We start from the raw sequence: 11,954 nt of genomic DNA, 5'->3' as shown, positions 1-11,954 counted from the left end.
ACCGAACTCGGTGCCGCGCTGCACGGCGGCCCCTTCGCCGGCCTCACCGCGAGCGCCCACCTGCTCGCCCACTGCCCGGGCGACCCCGCGGCCGAGGAGGTACTGGCCGGCGTGCTCACCGGTGAGCGGATCTGCGCCTTCGGGTATCTCGGGCCCGACGGCCAGGTGGCCCGGCTGGTAGATGGCGCGCCGGGCGCGGACGCGCTGCTGCTCCTCGACCGCCGCCGCGACGAGCTGACGCTGCTCGCCGACCCGGCCCACTGGAGCGCCGACGGCCGCCGCTACGGCTTCGATATCACCCGAACCTGCGCCGATGTCACTCCCACCGGCGGGGGCGGCCACCGGCTCACCCCGCCCGCGGACGCCCTCGCGCGGGCCGTCGACCTGTACGAACTGCTGCTCGCCGCGGATGCGGTCGGCGGCGTCGCGCGGATGCTCGACCGCACCGTCGCCTACGCCGGTCAGCGCATCGCCTTCGGCCGACCGATCGGCGGCTACCAGGCTGTCCAGCACCGGCTCGCCGACCACACGGTGCGGGCCCGCGGGATGACACTCGTCGTCACCGAGGCTGCCAGGCTGCTGGCCGCCGAGCCCACCACGGCGCCCGCGCGGCGCCAGGCTCGGCGGGCCGTGGCCCTGGCCGCGCTGAGCGTGAGCTCCGGCGCCCCACCGCTGCTGCACGATCTGCTGCAGCTCACCGGGGCCATCGGCTTCACCTGGGAGTACGGACTGCACTACTTCGAACGCCGGGCTCATCACGACGCCCGGCTGGCCGCGAACCCGCGCCACGCGCTGCGCTCACTCGCCCAGGTGGAGGGATGGACCGATGGCAGCTGACGTCAGAGTGGACGTGGACGTCGAGGCGTACCGCCAGCGGGTCCGATCGTTCATCGCCGAGCGCGGCCATCGCATGGACCAGGAGGGCGTGCGGGTCCCCCGTGACGCCGCGGAGGAGCAGGCGATCCGGGGCTGGTTGCGGGCCCTGTACGACGCCGGCTACCTGGGCGGCGGCTGGCCGCCGGAGTGGGGCGGCCGGGCGGAGCACCAGCCCGTCCACGACCTGGTCGTGATGGAGGAACTCATCCGCGGGGACGCCTACCGCCCGCTCGACCAGGTGATGCTGGCCGCGCACGCGGTCACCGCGTTCGGGACCGATAAGCAGAAGCGGGAGCTGCTGCCCCGCATCCGCGCCGGCGAGCACGTCTGGTGCCAGCTCTTCAGCGAGCCCGAGGCCGGCAGCGACCTCGCGGCCCTGCGCACCCGCGCCGAACCGGATCCGGACGGCGAGGCGTTCACCGTGACCGGCCAGAAGATCTGGAGCACCGACGCCCAGTGGTCCGACATGGGACTGCTGCTGGCCCGCACCGATCCGAGCGTCGAGCGCCACGCCGGCATCACCGCGTTCGTCGTCCCGATGGGCCTGCCGGGTGTGGACGTGCGCCCGATCCGCGAGATGACCGGGCACGCGGAGTTCTGCGAGGTCTTCCTCGACGGTGTCCGGCTCGGCCGGGAGCATGTGCTCGGTGAGGTCAACGGCGGGTGGAAGGTGGTGACCTCCGGGCTGGCCTCCGAACGCGCCTTCGTCGGCGCCAACGCGATCCAGCTGGAGCGCCTGTTCCAGGATCTGGTCCTGCTCGCCCGCACGGCCCGCCACCCCGACGGCACGGCCGCCCTGGACCACGAGGACATCCAGGCGAGGCTCGCGGCGGCGCTCACCCGCGTCGAGGAGGTCCGCCTCATTGTCCGGGACACTGTCGAGCGGATCCTGGTCGGCGGTGAACATCCCAGCGACGGGCCGGTGGCCAAGCTCGCCTACACGGAGACGAACGTCGCCCTGTCCGAACTCGCGATGGAGATCATCGCGTCGGCGGAGTACATCGACGACGACGGTGCGCGGGTCGCCGACCGGTGGCAGCACAACTTCCTCTGGGGCCGGGCCCTGACCATCTCCGGCGGTGCCTCCGAGATCATGCGGGGTCTCATCGGCCGCCAGCTGCTCGGCCTGCCCCGGGCGTAGTCAGTCACCACCCGCCAGGGGGGTCGGGCCGCCGGGGCCCGACCCCCCTTGTTCCTTGTTCAGGCCTGCGGATCCCGCAGCAGCACCGCTGCCCGCACCGCCGGGTCCTCGCGCGTCGCGCGGGCCCAGGCGCCGAGTGCGTGAGTCAGCTCGGTGGAGGTTCCCAGCAGCGCGTCGAGGGCGAGGACCCTGCTGTGGAAGTGGTGGTGGGAATGCTCGCGGGTGAACCCGACGGCACCGAGCACCTGCAGGCTGCGCTCACAGATCCGGCGTCCGTTGCGGCCGGCGAGGGCCTTGACGATCTCGCCATGGCGCGCCGGTACCGAGTCCTCGTCGAGGCGGGCCGCGGTGGTGGCGACGCTCTCGAGGGCCACGCGGTCGGTCTGCGCCCAGGCAAGAAGATGGCGTACCGCCTGGAACGTGCCGATGGGCTGGCCGAACTGTTCGCGGGCGCCGGCGTGGGCGACCGCGAGCGTCAGCGTTCGCTCGGCCGCCCCGAGAATCTCCAGGGACGCGGCGAGGCGGCCGAGGAACTGGCCGCGGGCCCTGGCGGGCCCGGCCTGGCTCTCGCCGATGGTGGCCGCGGCGCCGCTGGGGTCGGTCGCCACCTCGTGCACGACAAGCTGGCCGGGGACGTTGACCGGCACCAGTTCGACCTCGTCCGCGCCGAGGACGACCGCGCCGTGTCCCGGACGGTCGACTAGCAGGGCGGCACCGGTGACGTCACCGAGGACGACGAGAACCAGCCGAAGGTGCCGCGCTCGTGGCCGAGGATGTCCATCGCGACCCGCCAGCCCTTGTCCGGCTCGCCCACGACCCGGTCCGGCCCGACGAGAACGCCGTCGAAGGTGACCTCGGCCAGTTCGTCCGTGCCGTTCGCCTGCTCGATCGCCCTGACCTCGACCCCTGGCGCGCGCAGATCGACCGCGAACGCGGTGAGTCCCCGGTGGCGCGACGCGACGGTGCCGGTCCTCGCGAGAACCAGGCACCAGGTGGCGTAGCGCGCCCAGCTCGTCCAGATCTTGCGGTCGGTGATCGCGTAGCCGCCGTCGACCGCCACCGCACGGGTGCGCGCGGCAGCCAGATCGGACCCGGGGGCGGACGCGCCCACACGGGCGCCGGACCGGCCGGCCGGCCGACGCCGTCCCCCGAGGACCACCATATCGACGTCGACTTCGAATTCGAGTATGGGTTAGGCTCGCGACGCGGTGGTGAATCCACGCGGGAGGTGGTGAATCCACGCGGGAGGTGCTGCCGGCCTCGGCCGTCCGGGCCATCCGTGCGGCGCGAACGTGTTCCGTCAGCACGGACCGAACGGGCTGGAGGACCCATGCACGCCGGTATCAGCGTGATTTCCGATCCCGACAGGCCAGTGGCCGTGCCGACGCGCGGCCGGGCGGGTGTCCACCGCCGGGCCGACAACCGTTGCCGGGTGGGGCGATGAGCTCCCCGGCCCAGCTCTCCGGGCATTCGGCCGAGGCCTCCGCGCGGTACCGGGCGGACGGGCTGTGGAACAACCGCCTGCTCGCCGACGGCGTCGAGCGGGCCGGGCGGCTGCGACCGGAGGCCGTCGCGGTTGCGGACAACGAGCGGCGGCTCACCTACGCGCAGCTGGCGGCGGCCATCGCGGCGGGCGTCACCACCCTGGCGGACCGAGGTGTCCGCCCCGGCGACGGTGTCGTTCTCATCAGCGGCAACACCCGCCACGGGGTCATCGCCTACCACGCCCTGCTGCGCGTCGGCGCGACGGCCGTCGTGCTGGACCGCCGCTGCGGTGCCGCCGACCTGCACGTCGCGCTCGACGCGGCGGGGGGACGCCCGCGGGTGCTCGTGCCCGTCGGCGAGACCGACCGGCTCGCCGAGCCGTTGACCGGCGCGGCCGCGGTGATCACGCTGGAGTCGTTCGACGCGGTCGGCTCGCCCGGCGCCGAGCGCCCCGACACGGCGGCGTGGGCGGAGCCGGATCGGGACCGCGCCGGGGTGGTGCTGTTCACGTCCGGGACCACAAGTCGCCCCAAGGGAGTCGTCCACTCGCTCAACACCCTCACCGCCGGCGCCGACAATCTGGCGTTGAGCGCCGGTGCGGACGCCAGCGCCGTGGTGTTTCTGGTCAGCCCGCTCACCAGCATCACCGGGCTGATGCAGACCCATCTGGCCGCGGACCGGCACGCCACCCTGGTACTCGAGGACCGGTTCGAGCCGGAGCGCACACTGCGCCGGATGAACGCCTGCGGCGCGACCCTGCTGGGCGGCGCACCGGTGATCGCCGAACGACTGCTGCGGGCCGCCGGGGCCGCCCGCCCGGACTCCGGCGACGCCGGGGGTTCGGAGGCCCGCATCGGTCTGCGGACCCTCGCGCTCGGGGGCTCGATGCTGCCGCGCCCGCTGCTGGAGCTCGCGACCGGGACGTTCGGCATCGAGATCGCCCGTGTCTACGGCTCCTCCGAGGCGCCGATCTTCTCCGGGAGTCTGCCGGGCGACGACCGCGACCGGCGGCTGGCCGACGACGGTGCGCTCCTGCCGGGCAGTGAGGTGCGCATCGGTTCCCGCCACCATCCGCGGGAGGGTCTGCTCCGCGGCCCCAACCTGTTCCTCGGCTACCTCGACCCGGCGGACAACGAGGTCGCGTTCGAGGACGGCTGGTACCGCACAGGCGACCAGCTCGAGCTGCACGACGGTCGCCTGACGGTCGTCGGGCGGCTCAAGGAGGTCGTCAACCGCAACGGTCTCAAGATCTCGCTGACCGAGATCGAGGCCGCACTGGCCGGACTGCCGGGAGTGGAGGAGTTCGCCGCGTTCGCCCTGCCCGACTCCGTCACCGGTGAGCGGCTGGCGGTCGCGGTCCGGGCGGCGGACGGTGCCAGCGTCACTCTCCAGCAGGTGCTGGACCACCTGCGCGCCCAGGGCACGGCGACCCGCAAGCTGCCCGAGCAGGTCGTCCGATGGGACGCACCGCTACCCCGGACCGCGTCGGGCAAGATCGCCCGACCGCGGCTGGTCATGGACACCCCGGGCCACGACAGCGATCTGGCCACCCGGCTGCTCGGCCCGTCCTAGCGGTTGCGCCCAGGCGCCGGCGGTTCCGGCCTGAGACCGAGCGCGTTCGCCCAGAGCAGGGTCATCTGCTCGACGGCTTCCTCGAAGTCGTAGTGCCGGTAGTTCTGCACCAGCCACAGCTCGGCGAGCCGGGCAACCATCGCGCCGAGGGCGTCGGCCGCGAACGAGGGATCGAGGCGGCTGTCCGCGGCGCCCTCCCGCTGCAGCCGCAGGATCGTCCGCTCCGCCCGGCTCACGAAGTGCTTCATGGTGGCGATGCGTGCCGAGTTCACGTGTGCGTCGTAGCGGGAGACCTGCTCGATGACTCCCATCAGCGCCGCCTCTTCGCGGTAGCGCTCCAGGTAGCGACGGTTGGACCGGCGGATCCGCTCCCAGATCGAGGCGTCGGCCGCGTCGTCGGCCGCCCTGCCTGCCTCCGCAGCGGTGAGGCGCTGCTCCTGGGCCTGCGCGACCTCCCGGAAGATCTCTTCCTTGGATTCGAAGTAGTGATAGAAAGTTCCGGGCGCGACCTGTGCCGTCGCGGTGATGTCGATGATCCGCGCTGCCAGGAAACCGTCCCGCTCAAAGATCGTCTTTGCCGCGTCGATCAGGCGGGCGCGCGTCCGCATACCCTTCACCGAGAGCGTCCGCACCGGAGCGGCGTCCTGGACCTCGTCCGCCGTCTCGGGGGTCGCCCGCGCGGGGCGCTTTGGCTGGGGCGTCGACGAGGCCGAACGACTCTCTCGCACGATCCTCCAGAGATGCTCGTCGGACAGGTGTCCAGCGACCCGGGCCCGACGCTGGCAGGGCACGGCCGACCGTCCGTCCGTCCGTCCGTCCGTCCCGCGTGGCGAGTGGTCCGCTCTGGCCCGCCCACACCGGCAGAACCGTGATGGGCTCCAGGTCCGGGCCCGTGGTGAAGTCCGCCGGCCAGGAGAGCGGCCAGTCAACCCCGGCGCATCGTACCAACCCACCCGCCATCCCAGCCGGCCGGAAAGTGCCTCGACGCTGTCATGGCGGCCGCGCGGCTTCGGGTTGCGTCGCTCCTGGCCCGCGAGGTGACTGCCGGTCCCGGGGACGGTGCGCCCGGCGCGGCGTCACGGGAGACTGACGGACATGTCGAGAGACGGCGAGGTCGAACGGGCGCGTGCCTGGATCTCGGTGCCGCGACCGCGGGGCGGGCCCGGCACGGCCATCGCACGGCGGCTCGCGTTGGCTGTGCTGATCATGCTGGGAACCGTGATGGTGGTCTATCTGGATCGGGACGGCTATGCCGACAACCAGGGAAACCCGCTGAGCCTGCTCGATGCCATCTACTATGCGACCGTCAGCCTGTCGACGACGGGCTACGGAGACATCGCTCCGATCACCCCGAGCGCCCGTCTGGTCAATGTCCTGGTGCTGACCCCGGCTCGGGTGATTTTCCTGATCGTGCTCGTCGGCACGACGCTGGAGGCGCTGACCGAGCGCTCCCGGGAGGCCTTCCGGGTCGGACGATGGAGGAGACGGGTGGACCAGCATGTGGTGGTCGTCGGCTTTGGCGTGAAGGGTCGCAGCGCGGTGCGGGCACTGCTGGAGGACGGCATGGCCCGGGAGCAGATCGTCGTCGTCGACGCCGACCCGCGGGCCCTCGCCGATGCCGGTCGCGACGGGCTCACGACCGTCGTCGGCTCGGGCACCCGCGCCGCCGTGCTGCAGGAGGCGCTGGCCGAACGCGCCCGGGCGGTGATCGTCGCGACCAACTCCGACGAGGCGAACGTCCTGATCACGCTGACGGCCCGGAACCTGGCGCCGGCAGCGGTGATCTCGGCGGCCGTCCGCGAGGCGGAGAACATCCCGCTGCTGCGCCGCGGTGGAGCGGACCAGGTGGTGACCAGCTCGGACGCGGCCGGCAGGATGCTGGGGCTCGCGACCCGCAGCCCGCGAATCGTGGACGTGTTCGAGGATCTGTTGACCTCCGACGTCGGGCTGCGCCTCGCCGAGCGTCCCGCGGTCGAGCACGAGATCGGTCGCGGACCCAGGGAGTGCGCGGATCCGGTGCTCGCCGTCGTCCGCGATGGCCGCCTGCTCCGGTTCGACGACCCCGCCGCCGCCCCGATCCGCGCGCGGGACCGCCTGATCACCGTTCGCGACGTCGGTGGATCCACCAACGAAGAGGTCCCCGTGCCGTGACCCGCGGTCGGCTCGCATCTGTACCGGGTCGTTCCTAAGCTCGGGTCACCAGCCGCAACCAGATGGCGGGCGTGCTCAGTCGCGGCGCCGACCAGTCGGTCACCGAGGATCCTGTAGTCATTCCACGCCCGCGCGTAGGGCTCGCTGATCACTGGAGACGAGGATCCTGACCGTGACGACACCTGTGCTGTTCATCCATGGCCTCTGGCTGCACGCATCGTCCTGGGACCCGTGGGTGGAGCTGTTCCGCTCCGCGGGTTACGACCCGCAGGCACCAGGCTGGCCCGGCGACGGTGCCACCGTCGCGGCGTCGCGGCAGGATCCCGACGCGATCGGCGACCACGGCATCGACGACGTCGTGGCGCATTTCGCCGCGATCATCGACACTCTCCCGTCCGCCCCGATCCTCGTCGGGCACTCCTTCGGCGGCATGATCGCCCAGAAGCTGCTCGGGCAGGACCGCGCCCTGGCCGCGGTGGCGATCGACGCGGCCCAGATCAAGGGCGTGCTGCCGGTGCCGCTCTCGGCGCTGCGCGCGACGCTGCCGGTGTTCAGAAATCCGGCGAACAAGCACCGGGCCGTCTCCCTGTCCGCCGAACAGTTCCGCTTCGCCTTCGCCAACGCCGTGTCCGAGCAGGAATCGCACGAGCTCCACGAGCGGTGGACGATCCCGGCGCCCGGCCGGCCCCTGTTCGAGGCGGCAGGCGCCAACTTCAACCCGCACTCGCCGGCCAAGGTCGACACCGAGAACCAGAACCGCGGCCCGCTGTTGTTGATCGCCAGCGGCAGGGACAACACCGTCCCTGAGTCCGTCACCCGGTCGACGCTCAAGCAGTACCGCCATTCCAGCGCTGTCACCGACATCAGGGTCTTCGACGACCGGGGTCACTCGCTGACCATCGACTCCGGCTGGCGCGAGATCGCGGACACCACGCTGGCCTGGCTCAAGGACCGTGCGCTGTGAAGCTCGACCTGGCCGGAAAGACCGCGGTGGTGACCGGTGCCAGCCGCGGCATCGGGCTCGAGATCGCCCGCGCCCTGCTCAGCGAGGGCGCGGCGGTGGCGGCGGGCGCGCTGCACGGCTCGGCCGAGCTGAGCACCCTGGCCGAGGACAGCGAGATGACCGTCGTGCTCGAGGACCTGACGACGGCCGCCGGCTGCCAGGCGCTCGTCGACCAGGCGGTGGCCCGCTTCGGCGGCATCGACCTGTTGGTGAACAACGTCGGCGGCGTGCATCCACGCACGAAGGGGTTCCTGCAGGTCAGTGATGCCGACTGGCAGTGGGCGCTGGAGGTCAACCTGCTCTCGGCGGTCCGCGCGACGCGGGCGGCGTTGCCGCACCTGATCGGCCGCGCCCCGTCAGCCATCGTCACCGTCTGCTCGGTCAACGCCACGCTGCCCGATCCCGGCGTCATCGACTACAGCGCGGCGAAGGCGGCCCTGCGCAGCTTCTGCAAGTCGCTCTCGAAGGAGGTCGGCCCGGCAGGTGTGCGCGTCAACACCGTCAGCCCCGGACCGGTCGAGACGGCGCTGTGGCTCGGTGCCGGTGGCGTCGCCGAGACGGTGGCACAGGCACAGGGAACCGACCCGGCGCACGTCCGCGCCGCCGCCGTCGCCGGCACGCCGACCGCACGGTTCACCCGCCCGGACGAAGTGGCCAGGGTCGTCCTGATGCTCCTTTCCGAGACCGCCGGCAACATCACCGGGACCGATGTGGTGATCGACGGAGGAATGGTGACGACCATCTGATACCCGAGAGGACCTGCCGGTCGGGCGTCTGGTCCATGGATGACTGTCATGCCGAAGAGCCGCGTGACGCGGGCGTGGCCGGGGAGGTCGGTGCGGCCACGCCCGCGCCGGGGGTCATCGCGTGAGTGTGCGCAGGGCGGTGAGGACCTCCTCGGGGCCGACGCGCCAGCGGTAGTCGGCCGAGACCGACCTGAACCGGATCACCGCGTCGGTGTCGATGACGAAGGTGGCGGCGGCGGGCAGCTCGTAGCTGTCGTCTCCGTTGACCTCGGCGATGTCGACACCGAGCTCCTTCTGCCTGGCGGTGGAGGTGTCGGGCTGGCGGAACACCAGTCCGTAGGTGCGGGCGACCGTGTTGAGCCGATCGCTGAGGACGGTGAAGCCGAGGCCTTCCTTCTCGGCGAACGACAGCGAGTTGTCGGGGCGCTGCGGGGACACCGCGACCAGGGTGGCGCCGGTCGCCTCGATCTCGCCGAGCGCCGCCTGGAACGCGTGCAGCTGCAGGTTGCAGTAGGGGCACCAGGCACCCCGGTAGAAGACCAGCACCACGGGGCCCGCGGCCAGCAGGTCGGTGAGCGCGCGGCTGGCGCCGTGGATGTCGGGCAGGGCGAAGGCCGGCGCCGAGGTCCCCACGGCCGGGGCGGCGGAGCCTATGCCGTCGGCGACCATGGCCGTCGCGTCCCTGTCGAAGGGGGCCAGCGCGTCGGCGCCGTACGCGGCCTGGAACTCGGTCCGCAGGGCGAGCGCGGCCTCGGTCAGGGACGGAGAAGTGGTCTGAGGTGTGGACATGCTTTCACGGTAGAAAGCCATCGCGAGCCTTTCCATACGGGAGAGGCTCAGCTATTTAGCCGATCGGCTCACCCGGTAGGAAGCCGCGATAGTATCGGGCAATGGACACCCCGGCCGACCCGCTCGCGGACGTGCTGCGGCTCGCCCGCGTCTCCGGTGCGGTGCTCGCCCAGCTCGTCGCGCACGAACCGTGGGGCGTCGAGGTCGACCCGCAGCCGGGCGCGATCTTCCATGCGGTGCTGGCCGGGTCATGCTGGCTGCGCACAGCGGAGACCGCACCGCGCCAGCTCATGCCGGGTGACGTCGTGCTCCTGCCGACCAACCACGGCCACACCCTGTCCAGCGGCCCGACGACCGCGGCGATGGCGCTGACGCAGGCGGCGAAGATTGGTCTGCGGGCCGACGACGGGGTGGTCGAGCTGCCGGGCGAAGGCGCGATCACCCGCATCCTGTGCGCCTCGTACGACTACGACCACGAGGTCGCCCAGCCACTGATGTCCCTGCTGCCCCGCGTGCTGCACCTCACCGCCGGCGAACCGGGCGACGACGGCGCGGTCGCCGCCGCCCTGGCATTGCTGCGCTACGAACTCAACGGCGTGCCGCCCGGTTCGCGTGCGGTCGTGGCCCGCCTCATCGACGTGCTGCTCGTCCACATCGTCCGGGCCTGGCTGCGCACCCGGCCCGCCGGTGCGGGCTCGTGGCTGCGCGCGCTGCACGACCCCGTCACCGCGCGGGTGCTCGCGCTGCTCCACGAAGTCCCCCAACGCGCCTGGACCGTCCACGACCTGGCCGCCGAGGTACACGTCTCCCGCGCCACGCTGACCCGCCGCTTCACCGAACTCGTCGGCGAGCCGCCGCTGACCTACCTGACCCGCTGGCGGATGGACCTCGCCGCACAGCGCCTGCGCGAGACCGACGATCCCGTCGCCGCCATCGGCGCCGCGGTCGGCTACACCAGCGAACACGCCTTCTCCCGCGCCTTCAGCCGCGCCCGGGGCCAGCCACCCCGGCGCTACCGGCTCCACACCCGCACCGCCACAGCCGGGAGCACGACATCCCTGAGTAGCCGCAGGCCATGATGATGCCCAGCGCCGGGCCGAGAACACCCCCGACGGCTGGACGCATCACCGCCTACAACCCTGAGCCGCCGACCCTGAGCCGCCGACCCTGAGCCGCCGACCCTGAGCCGCCGCGGACACGCTGCCCGCGCGTCGCCCCGGTCACTCGCGGGAGACTTTTCCCTGCTCGTTGACGTAGGTCGGCGAGCACAGCTTGCGGCCGGCGTCGCCCGCGTTCCAGATGCAGATCCGCACCGCGTACTTGTAATAGCCGAAGGCGAGGTAGTTGTTCGGCTTCGAGGTTGCCTGCGCATAGTCCGCCGCGTTGAGCCGGACGTTTCCGGGGGCCGCGTCATGAGCCTGGTCGACGGTGGTCACCTGGCCCACGCACGAGGCGTTTCCGGCCGAGAGGGTTCCGTAGAGGGGGCCCGTGAAGTCCACCCAGCCCATGCAGCCGGTAACGCTGACCGCCGAGCCGGAGACATAGTTCGGATCGTTGCCCGGACCAGCAGGTCCGGGTTCGCTCGCCTTCGCTGACGGCCCTGCCGCGGCCTGCCCGGCAGCCGTCGACCCAGCCACGGTCGCCCGGGCCACGGTCGCCGGTGGAGGCGATGCGGCAATCGAGGAACGCGGCGGCGGGGTGGCGGTCGCGGGACCCGTGGCGTCTGGGGTCGGGGTGGTGTGCGCACTGCCAGTTTCGGACGTCGCGGCAGGCTGCGCCGAGGCCGAGCTGACCAAGGTCACCGGACCCTGAGCATCCGCGCTGACCTCAGGACCGCCGCTGCCCCGCGCCGACGTGTGATCATCTCCGGCCAGGATGTCGCGGCCCGCGATTCCCAACGCGGTCGCCAGGACGGCCACCACGACCATGCAGACGACAGCCACCTGGGCCACTCGCCGCCGAGTTCTCGGCATGGGACTCGATTGAGGCCCTGGCCCTGGCCCTCGCTCGGAGCCTGGCCCTGGCCCGGAGCCCGGCCCTGGCCCGGATCCCGGCCCTGGCTCGGGCTCGGGCTCGGGCCGAACCTGAGGCACGGGGTCGGGGCTGGGGCGCGGCTGGGACACCGGCTCGACGGTGGAAGGCGTCGCCGCGGCGGGTGACCGCGGACGCCGGGACGGCCCCGGCGATGGGG

Annotated in this window: 12 protein-coding genes; 7 read left to right on the top strand and 5 right to left on the bottom strand. The window is 72.4% G+C overall.

Annotated features, from left to right (window positions below; translation table 11 throughout):
* Together MXD58_RS09950 and MXD58_RS09945 are read left to right on the top strand one after the other, a co-directional pair.
* The coding region (locus tag MXD58_RS09950) for an acyl-CoA dehydrogenase family protein (protein WP_250609235.1) at nt 1–837 on the top strand (837 nt) is incomplete at its 5' end.
* Nucleotides 827–2,017, top strand: a complete 1,191-nt coding sequence (locus MXD58_RS09945; RefSeq protein ID WP_248838969.1) for an acyl-CoA dehydrogenase family protein — start codon at nt 827–829, stop codon at nt 2,015–2,017. The genes MXD58_RS09950 and MXD58_RS09945, both read left to right, overlap by 11 nt.
* 59 nt (nt 2,018–2,076) lie before the next feature.
* Here the strand turns inward: MXD58_RS09945 and MXD58_RS09940 are convergent, their stop codons facing one another.
* Both MXD58_RS09940 and MXD58_RS09935 read right to left on the bottom strand, forming a co-directional pair.
* Entirely contained in the window at nt 2,077–2,664 is a 588-nt protein-coding gene (locus tag MXD58_RS09940; RefSeq protein WP_248838970.1) for an acyl-CoA dehydrogenase family protein, read from the bottom strand.
* A 53-nt stretch (nt 2,665–2,717) separates the two neighbouring features.
* Nucleotides 2,718–3,179: an acyl-CoA dehydrogenase family protein gene (locus MXD58_RS09935; protein WP_284678144.1), complete on the bottom strand. Its 462-nt coding sequence runs from the start codon at nt 3,177–3,179 to the stop codon at nt 2,718–2,720.
* A 278-nt stretch (nt 3,180–3,457) separates the two neighbouring features.
* Between MXD58_RS09935 and MXD58_RS09930 the strand changes: the two genes are divergently transcribed.
* A complete protein-coding gene (locus tag MXD58_RS09930; protein WP_248838972.1) occupies nt 3,458–5,074 on the top strand; it encodes a class I adenylate-forming enzyme family protein in 1,617 nt (538 codons plus the stop codon).
* Here the strand turns inward: MXD58_RS09930 and MXD58_RS09925 are convergent.
* Nucleotides 5,071–5,682 carry a TetR/AcrR family transcriptional regulator gene (locus tag MXD58_RS09925; protein WP_250609231.1) on the bottom strand — a complete coding sequence of 204 codons (612 nt, stop codon included), beginning with the start codon at nt 5,680–5,682 and terminating at the stop codon, nt 5,071–5,073. The two genes, MXD58_RS09930 and MXD58_RS09925, sit on opposite strands and share 4 nt — an antisense overlap.
* Nucleotides 5,683–6,169: 487 nt before the next feature.
* On the opposite strand from MXD58_RS09925, the gene MXD58_RS09920 reads away from it, so the two are divergent.
* From MXD58_RS09920 to MXD58_RS09910, 3 genes are all read left to right on the top strand, one after another.
* A complete protein-coding gene (locus MXD58_RS09920) occupies nt 6,170–7,225 on the top strand; it encodes a potassium channel family protein (RefSeq protein WP_248838974.1) in 1,056 nt (351 codons plus the stop codon).
* Nucleotides 7,226–7,397: 172 nt separating this feature from the next.
* Nucleotides 7,398–8,189 carry an alpha/beta hydrolase gene (locus tag MXD58_RS09915; RefSeq protein ID WP_248838975.1) on the top strand — a complete coding sequence of 264 codons (792 nt, stop codon included), beginning with the start codon at nt 7,398–7,400 and terminating at the stop codon, nt 8,187–8,189.
* Nucleotides 8,186–8,974, top strand: a complete 789-nt coding sequence (locus tag MXD58_RS09910; protein ID WP_248838976.1) for an SDR family NAD(P)-dependent oxidoreductase — start codon at nt 8,186–8,188, stop codon at nt 8,972–8,974. The genes MXD58_RS09915 and MXD58_RS09910 overlap by 4 nt, the downstream gene beginning before the upstream one ends.
* A gap of 114 nt (nt 8,975–9,088) precedes the next feature.
* Here MXD58_RS09910 and MXD58_RS09905 read toward each other — a convergent pair whose 3' ends face one another.
* Nucleotides 9,089–9,763: a peroxiredoxin-like family protein gene (locus MXD58_RS09905; RefSeq protein WP_248838977.1), complete on the bottom strand. Its 675-nt coding sequence runs from the start codon at nt 9,761–9,763 to the stop codon at nt 9,089–9,091.
* Between the two features lie 101 nt (nt 9,764–9,864).
* Between MXD58_RS09905 and MXD58_RS09900 the strand changes: the two genes are divergently transcribed.
* Entirely contained in the window at nt 9,865–10,842 is a 978-nt protein-coding gene (locus MXD58_RS09900) for an AraC family transcriptional regulator (RefSeq protein ID WP_248838978.1), read from the top strand.
* Between the two features lie 141 nt (nt 10,843–10,983).
* On the opposite strand, the gene MXD58_RS09895 is transcribed toward MXD58_RS09900, so the two are convergent.
* Nucleotides 10,984–11,706, bottom strand: a complete 723-nt coding sequence (locus MXD58_RS09895; protein WP_250609229.1) for a hypothetical protein — start codon at nt 11,704–11,706, stop codon at nt 10,984–10,986.
* Nucleotides 11,707–11,954 lie beyond the last annotated feature (248 nt).

This window comes from Frankia sp. AgKG'84/4 (assembly GCF_023242965.2).
GTDB lineage: Bacteria > Actinomycetota > Actinomycetes > Frankiales > Frankiaceae > Frankia.
The sequence above is the reverse complement of the archived record's forward strand: the minus strand, read 5'-3'. Positions and strand labels throughout refer to the sequence as shown.